The following is a 22843-nucleotide window of genomic DNA, read 5'->3' on the forward strand; positions in this document are numbered from 1 at the left end:
GTTTTTATGTCGGATGCAATGACCCAAAAACCCGCACGTCAGGCCAGCTGCTTCCCCTATTATATAAAAATAAGTGCAGCAGGATGAGAATTTCTTCTCTGTCTTGCTACACTTATATGGTACTAAATACCCTCCTTACTGGTTGTCCAGTAAAGAGGGTACATATCACACTCAACTCGAGTGTGACGTCTTAATTATTAATGTAATATTTTAGATAACCATTGCCAAAATCCTGTCGACTGCAAAAATAATACAACCATAATGACAGGTGCAATGTATTTAACCATTGCAGAATAAATGGATTTTCTTTTAAAATTTTCTCCATTCAATTCCATCTCATCAATGACTAATTTCGGTTTTACAACCCATCCAATCAACACACAAGATAATAGTGATGTAATTGGCATTAAAACACTATTACTAATATAATCAGCTAAGTCTAATAACTGCCCTACTGCACCATTTGGTAACTTTAATTCAAAATAAAAGATCGTATACCCTAATGTAATAATGACAGTGGCAGCACTATAAATAACAGTTAATACAAGTGTGGTCTTTTTTCTCGAAGAATGAAAAAGTTTCGTGCAGTCTGCAACCAATGTTTCAAGGACAGAAATGCAGGAAGTAAGCGCTGCAAAAGTAACCATAATGAAAAATACAGCTCCAAAAATATTTCCTGCTACTCCCATTGCATTAAATACTTTAGGTAAAGAGACAAAGATTAATGATGGTCCAGAAGCCATTCCCTCCGTTCCTGCAAATACATAAATTGAAGGAATAATCATCAAACCAGCTAAGAAGGCTACAATCGTGTCAAAAATCTCGATCATGTTAATCGAATAATTTAAATCCACGTCTTTTTTTACATAAGAACCGTAAGTGACCATGATCCCCATCGAGACAGACAATGAGAAAAATAATTGACTCATCGCATCTAACGCAATTGATAGAAATTTCCCAAAAGTCATTCCCTTAAAATTGGGAATCATATAAACAGCTAAACCTTGTAAACCTGTTCTTGTTACACCATTTTCTGTATGTTTTAGTGTTAACGAAAAGATTGCAATCGCAAAGATCATGAAAAATAAAATTGGCATGCAAACTTTCGAAAACTTTTCAACACCATTTTGTACTCCCCGGTACACGATAAGTGAAGTAAAAATCATAAAAATAAGACCATACACAATTGGAGCAACCGGCGATGTGATGAATGAAGCGAAATAGCTCGATGAAGCTGCCGCATGTCCTTTTCCCATAAAATAAGTCATTACATATTTGAGAACCCATCCACCGATAACAGCATAATACGTCATAATAATGGCCGGGACTAAAAAAGTAATTTTTCCTAGAAATCCCCATCCAGGTTTAAGCGTTTCATAGGCTTCAATTGGGCTCTTTTGTGTATGTCTCCCGACTGCAATATCACTTGTGAGTAAAGTAAAACCAAAGGTAAGAACTAAAACCAAGTATACAATTAAAAAAACACCACCACCATCCTTAGCTGCCAAATAGGGAAAACGCCAAATGTTTCCTAATCCAACAGCTGAACCTGCTGCAGCCATCACAAAGCCAAGCTGTCCACTAAAGCCATTGCGAGAATGCTTATTTTGCATAGATTACCCCCCTTAAAACTTCTAAAATATTTAAGTATTTTTTAATGATACCATATATATTTATTAGAATAAAGATTTATTTAAACAAAAAAAGATGACAGGCTCTCACCTATCATCTAAAAACACTCTCTTAATTTTCATGCTTTTCCATCACGCTCATGTATGCAGGTCTAATGATCTTGTCTGTACAAATCAATTCTTCCATTCGATGAGCGCTCCAACCAACAATCCTTGCTACAGCAAAAAGAGGCGTGTACAATTCAATTGGAATATTTAACATATTAAAAACAAATCCACTATAAAAGTCGACATTGGCACATACGGGTTTTTTTACTTTACGTTTTTCATTAATAAGCTCTGGCGCTAATTTTTCTATATTTTCGTAAAGTAAAAGATCATTTTCTCTACCCTTTTCTTTTGCCAACTGTTTAACGTATTTCTTAAATATTTTTTCTCTCGGATCAGACAAAGTATAAACTGCGTGGCCCATACCGTAAATCAACCCTTTATGATCCAATACTTCTCCTGATAATATTTTTCTCAAATAATAAGCTATTTCATCTTCATCAGAAAAATCTTTCACATTCTTACGAATGTCGTTCATCATATTCATTACTTTTATGTTGGCTCCGCCATGTTTTGGACCTTTCAAAGATGACATTGCGGCACTAATCGTCGAATAAGTGTCAGAGCCACTTGAAGTAACCACTCGTGTTGTAAATGTCGAATTATTTCCTCCGCCGTGCTCCATATGAAGAATCATAGCGGTGTCTAATGTCTTAGCTTCGACTGTAGAAAAAGATTGGTCTGGTCTAAGCATCATCAGGAAATTTTCAGCGGTTGATAGTTCTGACTTTGGATTATGTACATACATGCTGCCATCTAAATTTGTAAAAACATGGGCATGATAGGCATAAACCGCCAGCATTGGAAATTGGCCAATCAACTGCAAACATTGCCTCAAATTATTTTGAAGAGAAGGATTTTTGGCTTCTGAATCGTAAGATGCCAGAGTCAGAATAGAACGAGACATACTATTCATAATATCTGAACTGGGTGCTTTCATGATGACATCTCGAACAAAATTCGTCGGCAGCTTTCGGTAATGCCGAACTGCAGAAGTAAACGTTTTTTGTTCCTCATCTGATGGCAGCTCTCCCATAAGTAATAGATAGGCAATTTTGCCAAATCCCATCTCATTTTCGCCTAAGCTATTGATTAAAGTTTCAATTCGATAGCCGCGATACCACAACTCTCCCTCACACGGTACACGTTTTCCACTAATAACCTTTGTACCGTTTACCGCAGAGATATTAGTTAATCCAGTTAAGACACCTTTCCCATCCGGATCTCTCAATCCTAAATTGACACCATATTCACTATAAAGGCGAGGCGAGATTTCGTCATTTTCTTTACAAATTGAAATTTGTCTTTCTAGATATTTTGATTGTCCTTGACTCATTATTTCTCCTTTTCCAATTCTGTAGTAATGACTGTATCCAATTGCTTCATTAAGTCAAGTAATTTTATCATATTCTGTTGTCCGTACTTTTCGATAACATGTGAATAAAACTGCTGCGTCATTTGCTGATGCTTTTCAACTAACTTTTTCCCATCATCAGTGATCATGACGTACGTTCCCTGTTCACCGTCACCATCATGTTTCCAAATAATCAGCCCTTTATCTTGAAGTTGTCGAGATAAAGTAGAAACGTAGCGAATTGGACGATGCAGACTTTCAGCTAAATCCGACAAATAGGTTTTACCGCCATAAATCGGATCATTTTTTTCATTTTTTAAAATTAAATTTAATACAATAAACTCGGGAATTGTCATTTCATTGAAGAAATGAGAAATTTCATTGTTATTAATCAACATAAATCGACGATATATTAATTCATTCGATAAATTTAATATATTAAAATTATCACTATGTTTTTGTTCATTATCTGCCATTTTAATACTCCTATCTATGTTAACTATTTTATTCATGCGCTGATACTTTTTTAATAGGTCTGGTCTAAACTTTTCGGTCATTTTTAATGACTGTATATAGCGCCATCTTTTAATTTTTTTATGGTCTCCAGATAACAACACATCGGGAACCTGAAGTCCATCAACTTCCCTAGGGTGCGTATACTGCGGGTATTCCAAAAGCATATGATTAAAAGACTCTTCTTCAAGGCTCGAAGCCTTTAAATTATCTTTCAACTGCCTGAGTATTGAATCTGCCACCACCATTGCTGGCAATTCTCCGCCGGTTAAGATATAATCACCTATTGATAGTTTGAGATCAACATAATTCATTACGCGTTCATCAACACCTTCGTAATGTCCACAGATCATAATAATATCGTTATATGTATGTGCAATTTTACTGGCCATTGACTGATTATAGGTACGTCCGGACGGCGACATTAAAATTGTAAAACTCTTATTTTTCTTAACCGCATTTATTGCCTTCACGATAGGTTCATAACGTAAGATCATTCCGGGTCCACCACCATAAGGTGAGTCATCTATGTTTCGGAAACTTCCTTTTGCAAATTTCTTGATATCAATTATATGTATACTTGCCGTTTGATTTTTCGCCGCTTGTTTAACAATATGAGATGATAAAAACCCTTTAAAATCTTCCGGCATTAAAGTTAATATGTTGATATTTAGCATATTGATTATTTCACTAATGAAGTCATATCCTTATTAAACCATTTTTCTGTCAACTCTGCATACGTTCCATTTTCTATTAAATGCCCTAATGCGTTGTTAATTTTTCTCGTTAACTTCGTATTATCCTTTCGGCAAACTATTGTGTAGTTTTCGCTAGCAATTGGCTGAGATGAGATCTGATATTGATTTGGATATTTTTTGATATAGAAAACTGCTTCCGATTCATCAATCATTAAACGATCAACCGCATTGTTTCCTAATGCTTTAAAAGCATAATTGAGCGTATTGAATTTCTTAATTTTATCGCTATTTAAATGCGCCTTTGCTGTGCCAGCTCCTCCACTATTTACAACAACACCAACCTGTTTATCTTTTAAATCTTTTAATGTTTCATCCGAATTATCAGCCGAACCACTATTGTTTTCGCTTTTTTTTACGAGGACGATATGATTGACAAAGTAACGGTTTGATAGGCTGAAATTATCTTCTCTAGAAGGCGTATCGGTTACAGATGATAGGACACAATCGTACTTTTTTTTATTCATTCGATCAAAAATACTATTCCAAGACGTATTAATCCAATAGGGATTAACTTTTAATTCTTGTGCGATTGCATTTCCTAAATCAATTTCAAATCCAATGACGTTTTGCTTCCCATCGGTAAAAGCCATTGGTTCATGATTTGCGCAAACACCAAATGTAAGCGTCCCATCAGCCAAAGAATCTGAATTTGTTTTTGCTGATTGACTGCACGCGGTCGTTAAAGTAAAAATCATTGCTATGCAACAGATTAGAAAAAAGATTCTCCTTGTTCTTTTCATGGTATACCTCTCTCTTTTGTATTCCATTCAACAAGTAATTGAAAATATTATACACTTTTTGATTAATTAATTAAAGTAATAAAGTCATTTTAAAGAAATAAATAGAAAATCATTCCCGATTAAGGTATAGTATAAATTATCTTTTTATTAAATGTGAGGGAAAAATGAAACAGTTGCAAAGAACAGAATTATTACTCGGTCAAGAAGCTATGGAAACGCTCATGCACTCACATATTGCTGTTTTTGGTCTTGGTGGTGTGGGTGGCTTTGCTGTTGAGGCAATCGCCCGCTGTGGCGTTGGCCATATAGATATTATTGATAAAGATATCGTTGATATTACAAATTTAAATCGCCAAATCATCGCGACAAGATCAACAATTGGACAATCGAAAACAGAAGTCATGAAAAACCGCATCCACGACATCAATCCCAATATCACAGTAAGGACTTTCCCTCTTTTTTTTCTACCAGATACGAAAGATCAATTTGACTTCACACAATATGATTACGTTATTGATGCGGTGGACACTGTCACAGCGAAATTAACACTTATTGAAGAATCATATCGTCATCATGTCCCAATCATTAGTTCAATGGGTGCTGGAAATAAAATTGATCCTACACAATTTAAAGTTGCGGATATCTTTCAAACATCTGTGGATCCACTAGCAAAAGTAATTCGCCGTGAACTTCGCAAACGTCATATTAATCGATTAAAAGTTGTTTATTCCAAAGAAAAACCTCAAAAAATAAAAACCGACAAATTTGAAAAAATTGTCGGTTCTGTCTCTTTTGTGCCTTCTGTTGTGGGATTAATCATGGCTGGAGAAGTGATCAAAGATCTCACTCAGCTTGTTTGAAAATTTCTTTTAAGTATGCACCTGTATACGATTTTGGATTTTGGGCCACTTCTTCCGGTGTCCCCTGAGCTACAATCGTGCCGCCATTTTCTCCGCCTTCTGGGCCTAGATCAATAATATAATCTGCAACTTTGATGACATCGAGATGGTGTTCAATAATCACAACGGTATTTCCTAAATCCACTAGACGATGCATGATTTTTACAAGCTTTGCAACATCGTCAATATGCAATCCTGTTGTCGGTTCATCTAAAATATAAAGGGTTTTTCCAGTATTTTGTCTTGATAACTCAGTTGATAATTTTACTCTTTGTGCTTCTCCCCCAGACAATTGCGTAGAAGGCTGTCCTAATTTGATATAACCCAACCCTACATCGTGAAGTGTTTCCAATTTCCGCTTTATGCGCGGAATATTTTTGAAAAAATCAAGTGCTTCATCAACTGTCATATCTAATACTTCGGCAATATTTTTCCCTTTGTATTTAACATCTAAAGTTTCCCTGTTATATCGTGTCCCTTTACAGACTTCGCATGGCACATACACGTCGGGTAAAAAATGCATCTCTATTTTGATGATCCCATCACCATGGCAGGTTTCACATCTTCCGCCTTTTACATTAAAGCTGAATCGTCCTTTATTATAACCACGGGCCTTCGCCTCATTTGTACTTGCAAACAAATCTCGAATTAAATCAAATAATCCTGTATATGTTGCAGGGTTTGATCTTGGTGTGCGACCAATGGGTGTTTGATCAATCGCAATTATTTTATCAATATTCTGTATACCGGAGATTTGTTTGTGTTTCCCCGGGCGCTTGTAACTTTGATAAAGTTCTCTAGAGATGCCATTATACAAAATGTCGTTGACGAGTGTCGATTTCCCCGATCCCGAGACACCGGTCACTAAAACAAGTTTTCCCAATGGAAACTTAACATCAATTTGTTTTAAATTATGTTCGGCTGCTCCCGTTATTTTAATAAATTTCCCGTTTCCTTCTCTTCTTTTAAAAGGAATCGGAATTTTTTCTTTTCCAGATAAATATTTGCCTGTGATGGATTGTTCTGAACGAATAATGTCATCGACGCTTCCTTCGGCAATAATCTCTCCCCCGTTTACGCCAGCTCTTGGTCCGATATCAACAATCCAATCTGCTTCACGAATGGTTTCTTCATCATGTTCAACGACAATGAGTGAGTTGCCTAAATCGGTTAATTGTCTTAATGAATTTAGTAATTTACGATTATCTCTCTGATGTAATCCAATACTTGGTTCATCGAGCACATACAGAACCCCTGTTAAACCCGTCCCGATCTGTGTCGCAAGCCGAATTCGTTGGCTTTCTCCACCTGAAAGCGTTCCTGCCGAGCGTTCAAGCGTCAAATAATCAAGTCCGACATCTGATAAGAATTGAAGTCGATTTTTAATTTCCGTAATAATTTGACTCGCGATCAGCATTTCATGTTCTGTTAGAGATAGCTGATCTAAAAACTTTAATGCTTCACGAATTGAAAGCTCCGTAAACTCAATGATATTCATATTTGCAATGGTTACAGACAATATTTTAGGATTAAGTCTTTTGCCATGGCAACTTGGACATGGAATATCGGACATATATCGTTCAATAAATCCGCGCATTGTATTTGATTTGGTCTCTCTGAACCGTCTCTCCATGTTGTTGATCAAACCTTCGAAACGCGAAGTGTAAGTTCCTTTGAATTTACCATTATAAGTAACGGTCATTTCATCATCTGAACCGAATAAAATTTCATTCAAACAAGGTTTTGAGATTTTTTTTATGGGCGTATCAAAGTCATAATCATATTTTTCAAGTATGCTTCGCAGCATTGATTGAAGGTGTCTATTATCATGTTTTAGCCCAAAAAATTTAATTGCACCTTCATTAATTGACAAGCTGCGATCTGGTATTAACAAATCCGGATCAACCTCTTTATGAAAACCCAGTCCGTTACAAGTTGGACACATTCCATATGGATTGTTAAAAGAAAAAGAACGAGGCTCTAATTCCTCCATAGAGAAGCCGCAATCAGGACATGATAACTTTTCGCTAAATAAGATGCTTTCTCCATCAATAATTTGACATTTTACCAGACCATCAGACATTTTAAGTGCGATTTCAACAGAATCCGTCAAACGCTCGCGCATATTTTCTCTTTTTTTGAGTCGATCAACGACGACATCGATATGATGCTTGACATTTTTCTTTAATTCAATCTTTTCTGATAAAAGGTGCATTTCATCATCAATCACCACGCGAACGTATCCATCTTTTTTTAAACGAGATAATAATTTTTTCTGTTGTCCTTTTTCACCTCTTACCAAAGGAGATAGAATCATAAATTTTGTTCCATCTGGCAATTCCAAAATACGATCGACAATTTGGTCGATACTTTGAGAAGAAATTTCTTTTCCACAGTAGGGACAATGAGGAATCCCAATTCGGGCATACAATAATCTTAAATAATCATATATTTCCGTAACCGTTCCAACTGTCGATCTTGGATTTCTATTTGTTGTTTTTTGATCAATAGAAACAGCTGGAGAGAGCCCTTCGATTTTTTCAACCCTGGGCTTTCTGCTATTCCCTAAAAACATTCGCGCATATGAAGACAACGATTCAATATATCTGCGCTGCCCTTCGGCGTAAATCGTATCAAAAGCCAGTGTCGACTTGCCTGACCCGGATACACCAGTAAAAACAACCAGTTGATCTCTCGGGATTTTTAGACTAACATCTTTTAAATTATGTTCTTTTGCTCCAATTACTGATATATACTTCATATGACCTTTTGACCTTTAAGTTCTTTTATTAAGTCTCTAATTTTTGCGGCTTTTTCAAAATCAAGCTGAGCAGCTGCTGCTTTCATTTCTTTCTCAAGTTTTTCTAAATCAACAGCTTCCTCATGTTGTTTTGAAGGCTGCTTTTCGTATTTTTCGGGTTCATCTGCGACTTTTGTCACTTCAATAATATCGTGAATATCTTTTTTTACAGTTTGTGGAATAATATGGTGTTCTAAATTGTATTGCTGTTGAATTTTTCTTCTTCGTTTTGTTTCTGTGATCGCATAATCCATCGATTTGGTAATGGTATCTGCATACATGATAACATGACCATCTACGTTTCGAGCTGCTCTACCAATCGTCTGAATCAACGATGTTTCACTTCTTAAATAGCCCTCCTTGTCGGCATCTAGAATTGCAACAAGTCCAACCTCTGGTAAATCTAGCCCCTCACGCAACAGGTTGATGCCTACGAGGACATCAAAACTCCCTAGACGCAGCTCTCTTAATATTTTCATCCTCTCAATTGTATCAATATCAGAATGCAAATAGCGAACCCTGATCCCATTGTCTTTTAAATATTCTGTTAGGTCTTCTGCCATTTTTTTCGTTAACGTCGTGATTAAAACGCGTTCTTTTGTTGAAACGGTTTTTCGTATTTCGCCGATTAAATCATCGATTTGACCTTTAGTCGGTCGAAGTGAAATTTCAGGATCTAACAATCCAGTTGGACGAATCAATTGTTCTACTATCTGCTGACTATGTTCGTCTTCATATTTTCCCGGCGTTGCCGATGTGAAAATAATCTGATGAATCTTCCCCTCAAACTCCTCAAAAGTTAAAGGTCGATTATCATAAGCCGAAGGCAGACGAAAACCGTAATCGACAAGGTTTTTCTTCCGCGCACGATCGCCTGCACTCATACCCCCAATTTGTGGAATGGAAACATGAGATTCATCCGCAAAAATCAAAAAATCGTCAGGAAAATAATCAATTAATGTGTACGGGGGCGCGCCAGGTTTTGAGCCGTTAATATAACGAGTGTAATTTTCAATCCCAGTACAGTAGCCCATTTCCTGAAGCATTTCTAAATCATAATTCGTTCGCTGTAATATTCTTTGCGCTTCAACGAGATAATCATGTTCTTTAAACCAAGTGTATCGTTCGCCAAGTTCCCTTCGTATTCCTTTTATTGCGTTTTCAAGACGATCAGGTGTCGTCGTGTAATGCGAAGCAGGAAAAATGGCGACGTGAGTTAATTCTCCGATTATTTCACCTGTAACTACATTGATTTCCGTAATACGATCAATTTCATCATCAAAAAATTCAATTCTTACTGCTTTATCTGTTGAAGAAGCTGGAAAAATTTCCAGAACATCGCCTCGCACACGAAAATTATTTCTCTCGAAACCAATATTATCGCGAACATATTGAATATCAACCAACTGCCTGATAATTTCGTCTCGATCTTTTTTCATCCCCGGTCTAAGAGAAATCACAAGATTTTCGTAGTCAATTGGGCTTCCTAGACCGTAAATACATGAAACAGACGCAATAATAATAACATCTGTCCGTTCAAACAGTGCAGCTGTAGCTGAATGCCTGAGCTTATCTATTTCATCGTTAATGGAAGCATCTTTTTCGATATAAAGATCTCTTCCAGGAACATAAGCTTCTGGTTGATAATAATCATAATAAGAAACAAAATATTCAACTGCGTTGTTTGGAAAAAAAGTCCTAAATTCATTAGCCAATTGCGCTGCCAATGTTTTATTATGCGCCAACACAAGTGTTGGTTTCTGAACGGCCTCAATAACTTTTGCCATTGTGTATGTTTTTCCTGAGCCGGTTACTCCCAACAACGTTTGATATTTCATTCCATCTTTTATTCCTTTTGAGAGTTTATTAATAGCCTGTTGCTGATCCCCCTTTGGGGTAAAATTCGATACAACTTTAAATGGCTTATTTAGTTTTGTGATTTTTTTCATTTTGAATGTTTACTACTTAATGATCTCTAAAGCCTTCTGAAATTGCTGATCCCTGTCAGTAAGATAATTTTCTGTTAGATTATTTTCATTAATAACAATATCAGGAGTAATACCCTTTTTATTAATACTTCTTCCTTTCGGTGTGTAATATTGAGCTGTCGTAATTTGATATCCAGAACCATCATACATTGGAATAACACTTTGAACAATTCCCTTTCCAAATGTCTGTGTTCCGATAACTGTCGCTTTTTTGTAATCCTGCAATGCGCCAGTCAATATTTCAGACGCACTCGCTGTATGCTGATTGACCAAGATAACCATCGGAAGATCAAGTTGAGCCTTACTCGTGGCACGATAAGTCTCACTGTTTCCATTTCTTCCTTTTGTTGTTACGATTTTTCCTTTATATATCAATTGATCACTGATGTTAACCGCTGTATCGACAATACCTCCGCCATCTTCCCGCAAATCAATGATCAATCCTTGAATCTTCTTTTTTCTAAGTGTAGTCAATTCTGTCTCAAATTCTTCATCTGTATTTTCAGCAAATTCAGAAATATATATATATCCTATTTTCTTTCCGTTTTGTTTAAAAGTTCTTGCTGTTACAGTCGAATTTTTGACTGCGGTACGTTCAACTTTCATTGTCGTGTCTTTTCCATTTCTTTGAATAATTAGCTGAACACTACTCCCTACCTTTCCTCTTACTTTATTTGCAACAGCAGACGAACCCTTCCCTAGATAATTTTTCCCATCGATCGATTTAATGACATCACCAGATTTTAATCCTGCTTTTTCCGCAGGTGTGTTTTTCATAACCGATACAATATAAGCGTTTTTATTATCATCTTCACTTAATACGACACCAATTCCATAATACGATCCAGATATTTCTTGAGTCAATTCACGATATTCCTTTTTGGTGTAATAAATAGAATATTTGTCCTTAATCGCTTTGAACATATTCTTATAGGCAGCTTCTGATAATTTGTCAATATTTACTTTTTTGTAATAATTTTCATCTATTGAGTTTTCAAGTTGCGCAAATTTTTGAGTTGACTTTGCAATTTTAGACGTATTAGCTTTAAATACATAGTATTTATTTAAATGAAAAACGCCAAATGATGTAAGAATAAAGGTCAATATATTCGTTAAAAAGATGATAAAAACAATCACCCAAAGATGCTTTTTTCTCCAATTCATTAATTTTACTCCATTGAAATTGATTCAAATGATATAAATATAAGAAGCCCCCCAATTGCTTATTATTCATGAGTCTGCAAAGACCCAATACAATTGGGGGGGAGATTGTACACAATCAAAATAAATTAAACATCTAAAAACTTTCTTATAGCAACACGGCTCCCGATCGTGCCGATTAATACTCCATACACTAAAAAGAAAATAACAATTTGTCCAATTAATGCAGCTGGAGAAGATAAATTTGCCGTAATTGGCAACAATGCATTACCACTTAGATATCCTAAAATATAAAAATATCCCGTTCGAACAGCTAATGTAGCAGCTAAAGCAGCAATTATACCTAAGAACGCACCCTCCAAAATAAAAGGAGCTCGGATATAACTATCTGTAGCACCGACATATTTCATTATGCCTATTTCTTTTCTTCTAGCAAATACTGTTAATTTAATTGTATTATAAATCAAGAAATAAGAAATGACAGACAATACAATCACAACGAAAATACAAAATAGGTTGATAAAATGGCTAAAATTAGTCAACGCTTTTATATAATCTTTTCCATACTTAATATATTCTATGCCAGCGTTACTATTTTTATTATACTGTGCGATTTGCTTTTTTATTTTTCCAAGATTATTCGCATTTTTCGCCCTGATAATATATGATTCTGGCATAGGATTATTTTTAGCGTTAAATGTTTCTGTCAGATTAGATGAAGAATTCAATTGATTAGAAAAATTCTTTAACGCAGTCTGTTTTGATTCATATTTAACAGACCGAATTAAACTATTTGAGTCTAAATAATCCTTTAAAGCATCCTTTTGTTGTTGCGTACAATTCTGAGCCATAAACACCTGAATTTGCAAATTGCCTTCGACATGTCTGCTAATTTGTCGGATATTCATTGTAATGACTAAGAAGATGCCCAAAATAATTAAAGCTGCAGTCATTGAAATAATAGAGGCCAAACTCATCAATGAGTTACGCCGCAAACTCTGCCCAGCATCGCGAATTGTAGATCTTCGAAGATTAAACATTCACAATCCCACCTTTGCTGCTGTCACCAGTTAATTTACCGTCTTCAAGTGTTAAAACACGTTTATTTAACAATTTGACGATATTCATATCATGTGTTACAACCACTGTCGTTGTGCCATGTCTATTAATTTCAAGCAAAATACGCATAATATCCTTTGATGTTTCCGGGTCCAAATTCCCCGTTGGTTCATCACATATCAATATGCTCGGATTATTGATGATCGCCCGTGCAATAACAACTCGTTGCTGTTCCCCACCAGATAATTCATTTGGGTAATGGTACATTCGATCGGATAAGCCCACCATACTTAAAGCAAGTGGAACCTTTTTTCGGATTTTCTTCTCAGGGCGACCGATAATTTCCATTGCATAGGCGACATTTTCATAGACATTTTTATTTTCCAGCAAACGGAAATCTTGGAAAACAACACCTAACTTTCTCCTTAAATAGGGGATCTGTGCCTTCGACAGCTTTGAAATATCATGTCCTTTAATCCGGACAACTCCCGTTGTTGCATCAATTTCTCTCAATAATAATTTAATAAACGTCGACTTTCCGGCACCACTGCGCCCTACCAAAAAAACAAATTCTCCAGAATCAATGCGCAAATTGATGTCTTTTAGCGCATCTTTTTCGTTTTTTTCATATGTTTTTGTAACATTATCAAATTCTATCATCGTGTACTCTTTCTAATATTAATCTATTTTAAAACTCGCTTTTACAATACGAATGCTTAATTTTTCTAGTTTAGTATAACTCAAGAATTCATAATATACAAATAATTTCAGCGTTCTTTAAAAAAAGAGACACGTCTAATTAACGCGTCTCAGATGTATGTATTAAAGTGCCTGTTTAAAGGTATCGACCAATGTTAACTGTTCCCACGGTAAATTCAAGTCATCTCTACCAAAATGGCCATAAGCAGCAGTTTGTTTATAAATTGGTCTCCGAAGATCTAAATTCTTGATGATTGCGTCTGGTCTTAAGTCGACGTTGTTTTCAATTAATTCGACGATTTTATCATCTGGAACAGTGCCTGTGCCAAAGGTGTCAACAAAAATAGAAACAGGCTTCGCAACCCCAATTGCATAGGCAAGCTGTACTTCACAGCGCTTAGCTAATTTTGCAGCAACGATATTTTTAGCAATCCATCTCGCTGCATACGCTGCGGATCGGTCAACTTTTGTTGGATCTTTACCGGAGAACGCGCCACCGCCATGACGGCCTACGCCACCATAGGTATCAACAATAATTTTTCTTCCTGTTAAACCTGCATCTCCCTGAGGACCACCAATAACAAATCGTCCTGTCGGATTTACAAAAATTTTCGTATCATCATCCATCATATTCGCATCGATAACAGGTTTGATGACGTATTCAATAACATCGTGGCGAATTGTTTTTGAATCAACTTCTGCACTGTGCTGTGTAGAAATAACAACAGTGTCCACTCTAACTGGTTTATTGCCATCGTATTCAACAGTAACTTGCGATTTGCCATCTGGACGTAAGTAATCGAGCTGACCACTTTTTCTTACATTTGCTAATTGTTTTGTTAACTTATGTGCCAGTGAAATTGGCATTGGCATGAGTTCTGGTGTTTCATCGCAAGCGAAACCAAACATCATACCCTGGTCGCCCGCGCCAGTGTTCATGTCGCCACCTTCTTTAGATTCAAGCGATTCATCGACGCCCATCGCGATATCACTAGACTGTTCATCAATTGACGTTAATACAGCACAGGTATCACAGTCAAAGCCATATTTTGCACGATCGTATCCAATTTCTCGAATGGTTTCTCTCGCAATTTTGGGAATATCAATATAGCAATTCGTTGTGATTTCTCCGGTTACCAAAACTAGACCAGTGGCAACTGATGTTTCACAAGCCACACGGCCCATCGGATCTTTTTCCATAATAGCGTCTAAAACTGCGTCTGATATTTGATCACAAATTTTGTCAGGATGTCCTTCTGTTACTGATTCAGAAGTAAATAATCTTTTCATAATATCTCCTTTATTTTATTATATTAAAAAATCCCACTTGAGACGAGTGGGATTCTTTCATCCCATCATTCAGTTTCCTGAAGGTATTAGCACCATACTTTTTGCTGGTTGCCGGGCTTCATCGGGCCTTTCCCTCCACCGCTCTAGATAGGTTGGTTTTCCAATTGCGATGTTCATAATAACGCTCTGTAATTCTTTTGTCAAGATTTCTTTATAAATAATACCCATTTGAGGTAAACGCATTTTCAATATGCCGTACTCTTACATTCTCTCTATTCGTTCCAACAACTTCCACGACATCAAATCGAATTTGAGGATGAGCAACTCTTCGTTTTTGTAAAAATAAAATAGCCGTTCTAATAATGTGTTCCTGTTTTCTATAATTTACTGCTTGTCCTGGCGTACCATGTAGCAAATTCGCCCTATATTTTACTTCTGTAAAAATATACAATTGATCTACTTTTGAAATAATGTCAATCTCACCGGTTTTATCAGAATAATTTCGTGTAACGATTTGATGCTTTTTATAATTTTCCAAATAATAGGCAGCTACATCCTCTGCCCAATGCCCTTTTTTGCGATTATTTTTTTTGTTCATTTATATAAATTTTTTAATAAAAGTTTTTCTATGGATCGAAGTTGCACCAAACTGATGGATAGCATCTATATGTTCCGCTGACCCATATCCCTTATTATTTTCAAATCCATATTGGGGAAACTGTTTTGCGTATGCTTTCATTAATTTATCCCTATAAACTTTCGCAACAATACTTGCAGCGCCAATTGAATAACATCTTCCATCTCCATGTATTATTGCTTTGACAGGAATTGTAGAAGGCAATTGAACTGCATCTATTAATAACAAATCAGGGATTGGCTGGAGCTGTTCGACTGCACGATTCATGGCTAATTTAGTTGCTTCAAGTATATTGATTTGATCGATTACTTTGGGCTCAACCTGTCCAATTCCAATAGCAATCGCTTCTTTTCTTATTTCCAGATCAAATTTCTCTCTTGATTTTTCGGACAGCTTTTTAGAATCATCGATACCTAAAATACACGATTTCCTTGGCATGATAACCGCTGCCGCAACAACTGGTCCAGCCAAAGGACCACGACCAACTTCATCAATCCCTGCAATCAACTGAAAATCTTGAGCGTGCAATTCATTTTCAATTTGCTTTTTCTGACGAATTTTTTCAATACTGGCAATTCGTTTCTGTACTTGCTTTCTTTTTTTTTGTGCGAGCACTTGGACGCCTTTTCTAGGATCATTGTCGAGATGCGATAAAATTTGGGGCAATTCATTATTCGGCAATTGATGGATTAAATGCTCAATTTCTCTAATTGTCAATTTTGAAAGCTGTATTTTATCGAAATTTTGTGTCATGATTTCACTTAATCTCCTGGCATGTCTATTGTTATTTTTCCAAATTTTCCATTTTTTATATCTGTTAAGAGCATATTAGACGCACGGCCATAATCATATTCTCCGCCACGCGCAAGTAATTTCTTTTCTTCACAAATCATATCAAAAATTTCCCAAGGCTTTTTCCCGGAAATATCTCCAAGTCGATAACGATTTCGAAGACGGTCCGGATAATACTGAATCATAAATTTAACAAATTCTCCAGCAAGATTTTCTTTTTCAAAAATCGTATCTTTTATTGCCCCAATCCATGCCAATTCGGTTCCAATACGTTCAGAATCAAATTTTGGCCACAAAATACCTGGTGTATCCAAGAGCATAATTTTTTCTTCAGTTTGAATCCATTGCTGCCCCTTTGTAACACCTGGTTTATTTCCCGTTATGGCTTTCTTTTTATTTGCCAATGTATTGATAATAGCGCTTTTTCCAACATTAGGAATGCCGCAAATCAGGCATTTTTTTGATTGATTTTGTTGCAATATATGGATAAGCTTTGATCGATCACTATGATTATAAGCTGTAAAAGACATGACATACTGAGCTGTAAATTCCTTATTAATTGTACCAATCCATTGCTCAGTTCTATTTGTGTCAGATAAATCAGATTTATTTAATAAAATGATATGAGTTTTTTTTCGCTTCTGGAGTAGCTGGGCAATATCAGGATTACGGCTTGCGATGGGAACTCGTGCGTCCAATATTTCGATAATCGTATCAACTAATTTTAATTTTTCCCGGATTTGTCGGGTCGCTTTCGCCATATGTCCAGGATACCATTGAAGCTGTTTCGATGTTATTTCCATTGTTATTGACCTATTTTACCCCATTCATTGAATGGCCAGAATCTAAAAACCACATGTCCAATCATGTCCTTGCTATCTACAAATCCCAGAGAGGTAAATCGGCTATCTGAACTGTTAGCGCGATTATCGCCCATGACAAAATATTTCCCTTTGGGTACAGTAGTCTTGGGATAATCTCCATATGGCTCTTGACTAATATAAGATTCCCTCAATAGTTTTCCATTACGGTAAACCTTCATGTTCTTTATTTCGATCGTGTCCCCTCCTTTAGCAATGACACGTTTGACATAATCAACGCCAGGAGAAAATCTCAATACGACAATATCACCATAGTCGGGTTCACCTACTCTGTATTCTATTTTATTAATAACAAGACGCTGTCCCTGATGTAATGTTGGCTGCATGGAAGGCCCTTGTACCACTACAAAATCAAAGAAAAATAATTTAATTACCAGTGCAATAGCGACCGCAATCAATATAGAAATAATCCAGTCTTTCAAACTTGCTGATTCTCCCCAGTCTCTTTTCCGTTGTTTTGACATATCCCACTCCTAAAATAGCGCATACAAAACAAGGGCCCGTAAAGGACCCTTGTTATAAAATGCATTAATCTCTGCTCTTAACTCTTGCTGCTTTACCGACGCGATCACGAAGATAATTTAATTTTGCTCTTCTTACCTTTCCGCGACGTACAACATCAATTTGAGCAACCTTTGGTGAATGTACTGGGAAAGTTCTTTCAACGCCAATTCCAGATGACAATTTACGAACGGTGAAAGATTCATTAATTCCGCCGTGTTGTTTTTTCAAAACAACCCCTTCAAACATCTGAATTCTTTCACGTTTTCCTTCAATAACGCGTACATGAACACGAACAGTATCACCAACTTCAAATGGTGTGACTTCTTTTTTCATATTGTCTTCTTGAACTTTTTTTAATAAATCCATAATTCGTCTCCTTGTTTAGAAAATTTGAAGATCATTCGTATATATACCAGAGGATCATCAAGACAGTACTTATCAATTTTAATTGAAATGATCGATAAATGCAAGCTATTTTTCTTTTTTTAGTAAATCAGGCCTTTTTTCTTGGGTGATCTCTAATGATTTTGCTTTTCGCCACTTTTTTATCTGCGCATGGTTTCCTGAAAGCAGCACCTCTGGAACAGACATATCTTCAACTTTCTGGGGTCTAGTGTATTGCGGATATTCGAGTAAATTACTTTCAAAAGACTCCTCTGTTAAACTTCCAGCATTTCCCAATACACCTTGAATATGCCTGATAATGCTGTCAGCCAAAACAAGAGCCGGCAGTTCACCGCCAGTTAAGACATAGTCGCCAATGGAATATTCGTCCGTTACATAACGATCAATAACACGCTGATCAACCCCCTCGTAGTGACCGCATAAAAAGATAATACTTTTACACGCTTTTAATTTTAAGGTTAATTTCTGACATTCTTTCGTATTAAATGTGGTCCCAGATGGTGTTAAAAAAATAATTGGAATTTCTTGATAATGTTCAATACTTTTTATTGCTCTTATGATTGGCGGCGCCTGCATGACCATTCCTGCACCCCCACCATAAGGGTAATCATCTACACGATTGTGTTTATTATTAGCAAAATCACGAATATTAATAGAGTGAATCCGTATAATGTTATCCTCCAGTGCACGTTTCATGATGCTTTCGGAAAAGTATTCATCAATTATAGCTGGAAATAACGTAAGAAAATATAAATTAATCATATGTACTTATAAATCAAAAAAATCTTCAGGGATATCTGCTGCCATCGTTCCTTGATCTAAATCCCATTGATAAAAATAGCATTTTCTAAAAGGAACGTAGATATTTTTCCCGTTTTCAAGCTGGATCTCGAGCGTGTCTATCGCACCTGTATTCGTCAGCACATCCGCGATTTTTCCAATTTTATTGTTGTTTTTGTCGAAAACTTGAATACCAATTAGATCCGCAATATATACTTCATCATGCTCTAACTGATCCTGGCTGCGATCGATTAAAATCTCTGAGTTTATTAATGCTTCCGCATCATTTCTACTCTTAATGCCTTCTAATATTAGCAAAACCATTTTTTTGTGTAACCTGACATTTTGAACATTCTTTTTATGCAGCTTCTTATCCTTGTCTTGAATATAAACTGTTTTAAATGAAAAGAATTGTTCCGCATCGTCAACCATTGGCATAACACGCATTTCTCCGCAAATACCATGTGCCCTTGTAATCTTTCCAACTGTTAATAATCGTTCCATTTTATTTCCCAATATATAAAAAAATGATTCGCTTGCACGAATCATCCTTCGATATTAATTATTAATCTACAATATTCAGCATAACACGTTTGTTTTCTTTACTTCCCATCGCCTTCAAGACAGAGCGAATCGCTTTGGCAATCCTTCCCTGGCGGCCAATAACTCGGCCCATATCATGATCGGCAACGTGAAGTTCGAGAACAATTTCGTTATGCTTTTCGCTTTCAGTCACTTCTACAGCATCGGGATCATCCACGAGTGCCTTAACGATCACCTCAACCAGTTCTTTCATAAAAAGTTGCTCCTGATTAATCGATGATATTTTCTTTTTGTAAAAGCGCCTTGACTGTAGCAGATGGTTTGGCACCATTTGAAATCCATTTTTTTACTGCATCTCCGTTAATTTTAATTACCGGCGGTTCGACAGTTGGATTGTAATAGCCGACTTCTTCGATGAATTTCCCATCTCTTGGTGCTCTGATATCAGCGACAACTAAACGATAAAATGGGCTCTTTTTTTTTCCCATCCGTTTCATTCTGATTTTTACTGCCATTTTTAACTCCTTTCATTTTTGCTATCTTTATGTTCAGTAATAATATATTACATAAACGGCAATTTCATTCTTCCTCTTTTTCTCTTCCCCATGTTACCCATTTGCTTCATCATTTTCCTGCTCTGTTCAAATCCTTTTAACAGACGGTTAACATCAGCAACGCTAGTGCCACTGCCATTTGCAATCCGCTTGCGCCGACTGCCATTGATAATATCTGGCTTTTCTCTTTCTTCTGGTGTCATGGAAAAAATGATTGCTTCAGTTCGTTTCATTTGCTTTTCTGTGGCCGCCATATCTAGACCAGCCAAAGCCTTTTTATTAACACCTGGCATCATTTCGAGCAAGCTCGAAATAGACCCCATCTTTTGAAGTTGATGAAGCTGATCAAGAAAATCATTAAGATCAAAAGAAGCGTTGCGTATCTTTTCTTCCATACGTCTTGCTTCTTCCTCATCGACCATGTTCTGCGCTTTGTCGATCAACGACAATACATCGCCCATTCCTAAAATGCGAGATGCCATTCGATCTGGATAGAACGATTCAATGTCTGATAATTTTTCCCCAGTTCCAATGAAAACAATTGGCTTCTGAGTTGTGTATGCGACAGACAGCGCCGCACCTCCTCTAGTATCACCGTCAAGTTTTGTTAGGACAACACCAGTGATGCCAAGTTTATCGTCAAATGTTTTTGAAACATTTACAGATTCCTGCCCAGTCATGCCATCAACAACCAACAATTTTTCTGTCGGTTGTATGCTTTGATCAATATCAGATAATTCCTGCATCAATGTTTCATCAATTTGCAAACGGCCAGCGGTATCGATAATCACTAAATCATGTCCTTTTTCCGTTGCAATTTCTTTCGCCTTTTTTGCTATTTCAACCGGATTTTGACTTGCATCATCGAAATAAACAGGTATGTTAAGCTCTTTTCCAAGTATTTTTAATTGTTCAATCGCAGCCGGCCTATACACATCAGCCGCAACAAGTAACGGTGATAATGAAGCTTCTTTCCTCAAAAGATTTGCAATTTTTGCAGCGGTAGTTGTTTTTCCCGCTCCTTGAAGACCAATCATCATGAAGATATTCAGCTTATCCTTTGAGATCTCTAGCTTCTGATCTTCTCCGCCAAGCATTTTCACCATTTCTTCATTTACAACCTTAATGTATTGTTGACCTGGTGTTAATGACTTAAGAACTTCTTCGCCTTTCGCTCGTTCACTGACTGATTTTGTGAAGGACTTAACGACTTTAAAGTTGACATCCGCTTCTAGAAGTGCCAATTTGATTTCTCTATTTGCAACCTTAATGTCGGATTCATCGAGCTTCCCTTTTTTTCGCATCCCCGAAAATACATTTTGAAACTTTTCGCTTAACCCTTCAAACATGATTGTTTCCTCTAATACTCATCTTTAAAATCATCAATTTCGCTTGACAATTTCTTTAGCGTCTTCATTGCTGCCGTTGACTTCTTCACATTCCCATCTCTTTGTAGCGCATTTAATTCTTTTTCTATATTAGCAATTAGAATTTTTGTCTTTTCAAACCGCTCTACAAGATGAAGTTTATTTTCGAATTTCTGCAGTTGATTGCGCCCTCTACGAATTGCATCATAGGCACCTTGTCTAGTCATCTGAACTATTTCAGCAATTTCAACAGCTGAATAGTCATCATTATAATAATATGATAATGGCAATTTTAATTTTGACGAAAGCAGTTCCCCGTAAAAATCAAAAAGCAATTGTTCCTGATATTTTTTTTTGATCGATTCTTCTTTTGACATAGACTTCTTTCCTAAGGACTTATATATTTTACAAATCTTTTTGCCGCATGTCAAGTCTTTTTCTTTACAAATTATCATGAATTGATTTCTTCAGTGGCTTGGTACAATACTTCAACAAAATCTTTCGCATTAAATGTAACTAAATCTTCTGCTTTTTCCCCAAGTCCCACATATTCAATCGGAATCTTTAATTCATTTAATATAGGAATTATTACACCGCCTTTAGCCGTTCCATCAAGCTTCGTCATAATGATACCGCTAAGGGGAACCGCATCGTTAAATGTTTTAGCCTGCATTAAAGCATTTTGTCCTGTTGTTGCATCTACAACCAATACATTATGAATGTTATATTCACCCTTTTCTCTTTCACAAATACGATTGAGTTTATTTAATTCGTTCATTAAATTGACTTTGTTATGCAACCGTCCCGCTGTATCGCAGATTAATACATCTGCATTTTTAGCTTGTGCAGAATGAATGGCATCAAAAACAACCGAAGCGGGATCAGCCCCTGGACGGCTGGTGACAATATCAACACCAATCCGGCTTGCCCACGTTTCTAATTGTTCAACAGCAGCTGCACGAAATGTATCTGCTGCAGCAAGCATCACTTTTTTTCCTTCATCTTTATACTTTTGAGCTAACTTTGCTATTGTAGTGGTTTTTCCCACGCCATTCACACCTACGATCAAACTGATCGCCGGAAAGTGAATTGGAGCTTCAGGAATATCGACCATTTGAATCATTATATTTTGAAGTTCCTCAATGACACTTTCAGTTGTTTTTATTTTTTTTGCTTTTATACCATCCTGCAATTCTTCAACAATCATTTCTGCTGTATTAACGCTGATATCTGATAGAATTAAATTTTCTTCCAATTCTTCAAAAAAATCTTCGTCTAATTCTTTGTAATAAAGTAAATGATTGATTTTTTCTGTAAATTTTTTTGTTGTACTGGAAACACGGTCGCGCATTTTTTTAAATACTGAAGCCATTATATTCT

Annotated in this window: 23 protein-coding genes and 1 riboswitch; of the genes, 1 reads left to right on the forward strand and 22 read right to left on the reverse strand. The window is 36.3% G+C overall.

What is annotated here, in order from left to right:
* Positions 1–197: 197 nt before the first annotated feature.
* The 4 genes from FYJ52_RS07615 to FYJ52_RS07635 form a co-directional block, all read right to left on the reverse strand.
* Complete coding sequence (locus tag FYJ52_RS07615) at positions 198–1613, reverse strand: sodium-dependent transporter (RefSeq protein ID WP_154576631.1); 1416 nt, start codon at positions 1611–1613, stop codon at positions 198–200.
* Positions 1614–1743: 130 nt separating this feature from the next.
* Positions 1744–3075, reverse strand: coding sequence for a citrate/2-methylcitrate synthase (locus FYJ52_RS07620; RefSeq protein ID WP_154576632.1), 1332 nt, complete (start codon positions 3073–3075; stop codon positions 1744–1746).
* Positions 3075–4283: a tRNA (guanosine(37)-N1)-methyltransferase TrmD gene (gene trmD, locus FYJ52_RS10160; protein ID WP_235901572.1), complete on the reverse strand. Its 1209-nt coding sequence runs from the start codon at positions 4281–4283 to the stop codon at positions 3075–3077. Before trmD (FYJ52_RS10160) ends, FYJ52_RS07620 begins: the two co-directional genes overlap by 1 nt.
* 5 nt (positions 4284–4288) lie before the next feature.
* On the reverse strand, positions 4289–5104 hold the full coding sequence (locus FYJ52_RS07635; RefSeq protein WP_205960807.1) for a substrate-binding periplasmic protein: 816 nt from the start codon (positions 5102–5104) through the stop codon (positions 4289–4291).
* Between the two features lie 164 nt (positions 5105–5268).
* Here FYJ52_RS07635 and FYJ52_RS07640 point away from each other — a divergent pair, with 164 nt between their 5' ends.
* A complete protein-coding gene (locus FYJ52_RS07640; protein ID WP_154576634.1) occupies positions 5269–5964 on the forward strand; it encodes a tRNA threonylcarbamoyladenosine dehydratase in 696 nt (231 codons plus the stop codon).
* Here FYJ52_RS07640 and uvrA read toward each other — a convergent pair.
* The 18 genes from uvrA to ftsY form a co-directional block, all read right to left on the reverse strand.
* Entirely contained in the window at positions 5948–8764 is a 2817-nt protein-coding gene (uvrA, locus tag FYJ52_RS07645; protein ID WP_154576635.1) for an excinuclease ABC subunit UvrA, read from the reverse strand. The two genes, FYJ52_RS07640 and uvrA, sit on opposite strands and share 17 nt — an antisense overlap.
* Complete coding sequence (uvrB, locus tag FYJ52_RS07650; protein ID WP_154576636.1) at positions 8761–10752, reverse strand: excinuclease ABC subunit UvrB; 1992 nt, start codon at positions 10750–10752, stop codon at positions 8761–8763. The genes uvrA and uvrB overlap by 4 nt, the downstream gene beginning before the upstream one ends.
* A gap of 12 nt (positions 10753–10764) precedes the next feature.
* The gene (locus tag FYJ52_RS07655; RefSeq protein ID WP_154576637.1) at positions 10765–11955 is read right to left on the reverse strand and encodes a S41 family peptidase; all 1191 of its coding nucleotides are present in this window, start codon (positions 11953–11955) and stop codon (positions 10765–10767) included.
* Between the two features lie 125 nt (positions 11956–12080).
* Positions 12081–12992, reverse strand: coding sequence for a permease-like cell division protein FtsX (gene ftsX, locus FYJ52_RS07660; RefSeq protein WP_154576638.1), 912 nt, complete (start codon positions 12990–12992; stop codon positions 12081–12083).
* Positions 12985–13671: a cell division ATP-binding protein FtsE gene (ftsE, locus tag FYJ52_RS07665; RefSeq protein WP_154576639.1), complete on the reverse strand. Its 687-nt coding sequence runs from the start codon at positions 13669–13671 to the stop codon at positions 12985–12987. Before ftsE ends, ftsX begins: the two co-directional genes overlap by 8 nt.
* Positions 13672–13833: 162 nt before the next feature.
* Positions 13834–15003 (reverse strand): methionine adenosyltransferase, encoded by a 1170-nt coding sequence (gene metK / locus FYJ52_RS07670; protein WP_328598786.1) that lies wholly within the window; start codon positions 15001–15003, stop codon positions 13834–13836.
* Between the two features lie 56 nt (positions 15004–15059).
* A riboswitch (SAM riboswitch) is annotated at positions 15060–15154 on the reverse strand.
* Positions 15155–15211: 57 nt separating this feature from the next.
* A complete protein-coding gene (locus tag FYJ52_RS07675; protein WP_154576641.1) occupies positions 15212–15598 on the reverse strand; it encodes a YraN family protein in 387 nt (128 codons plus the stop codon).
* A complete protein-coding gene (locus FYJ52_RS07680) occupies positions 15599–16390 on the reverse strand; it encodes a ribonuclease HII (RefSeq protein ID WP_154576642.1) in 792 nt (263 codons plus the stop codon).
* Between the two features lie 8 nt (positions 16391–16398).
* Positions 16399–17232 carry a ribosome biogenesis GTPase YlqF gene (ylqF, locus tag FYJ52_RS07685; protein ID WP_154576643.1) on the reverse strand — a complete coding sequence of 278 codons (834 nt, stop codon included), beginning with the start codon at positions 17230–17232 and terminating at the stop codon, positions 16399–16401.
* Positions 17233–17234: 2 nt separating this feature from the next.
* Positions 17235–17774, reverse strand: coding sequence for a signal peptidase I (gene lepB, locus FYJ52_RS07690; RefSeq protein ID WP_154576644.1), 540 nt, complete (start codon positions 17772–17774; stop codon positions 17235–17237).
* A gap of 64 nt (positions 17775–17838) precedes the next feature.
* Complete coding sequence (gene rplS / locus FYJ52_RS07695) at positions 17839–18180, reverse strand: 50S ribosomal protein L19 (protein ID WP_154576645.1); 342 nt, start codon at positions 18178–18180, stop codon at positions 17839–17841.
* A 105-nt stretch (positions 18181–18285) separates the two neighbouring features.
* Positions 18286–18978, reverse strand: a complete 693-nt coding sequence (trmD, locus tag FYJ52_RS07700; protein ID WP_328598788.1) for a tRNA (guanosine(37)-N1)-methyltransferase TrmD — start codon at positions 18976–18978, stop codon at positions 18286–18288.
* A 9-nt stretch (positions 18979–18987) separates the two neighbouring features.
* Positions 18988–19503 (reverse strand): ribosome maturation factor RimM, encoded by a 516-nt coding sequence (gene rimM, locus FYJ52_RS07705; protein WP_205960808.1) that lies wholly within the window; start codon positions 19501–19503, stop codon positions 18988–18990.
* Positions 19504–19564: 61 nt separating this feature from the next.
* Positions 19565–19795, reverse strand: a complete 231-nt coding sequence (locus FYJ52_RS07710; protein WP_154576648.1) for a KH domain-containing protein — start codon at positions 19793–19795, stop codon at positions 19565–19567.
* A gap of 16 nt (positions 19796–19811) precedes the next feature.
* Complete coding sequence (gene rpsP / locus FYJ52_RS07715) at positions 19812–20057, reverse strand: 30S ribosomal protein S16 (RefSeq protein ID WP_154576649.1); 246 nt, start codon at positions 20055–20057, stop codon at positions 19812–19814.
* A gap of 47 nt (positions 20058–20104) precedes the next feature.
* Positions 20105–21448 (reverse strand): signal recognition particle protein, encoded by a 1344-nt coding sequence (gene ffh / locus FYJ52_RS07720; protein ID WP_328598789.1) that lies wholly within the window; start codon positions 21446–21448, stop codon positions 20105–20107.
* Between the two features lie 8 nt (positions 21449–21456).
* On the reverse strand, positions 21457–21840 hold the full coding sequence (locus FYJ52_RS07725) for a helix-turn-helix domain-containing protein (RefSeq protein ID WP_205960809.1): 384 nt from the start codon (positions 21838–21840) through the stop codon (positions 21457–21459).
* Positions 21841–21914: 74 nt separating this feature from the next.
* On the reverse strand, positions 21915–22838 hold the full coding sequence (ftsY, locus tag FYJ52_RS07730) for a signal recognition particle-docking protein FtsY (protein WP_408003710.1): 924 nt from the start codon (positions 22836–22838) through the stop codon (positions 21915–21917).
* Between the last annotated feature and the right edge of the window lie 5 nt (positions 22839–22843).

Source organism: Pseudoramibacter porci (assembly GCF_009696145.1).
Taxonomy (GTDB): domain Bacteria; phylum Bacillota; class Clostridia; order Eubacteriales; family Eubacteriaceae; genus Pseudoramibacter; species Pseudoramibacter porci.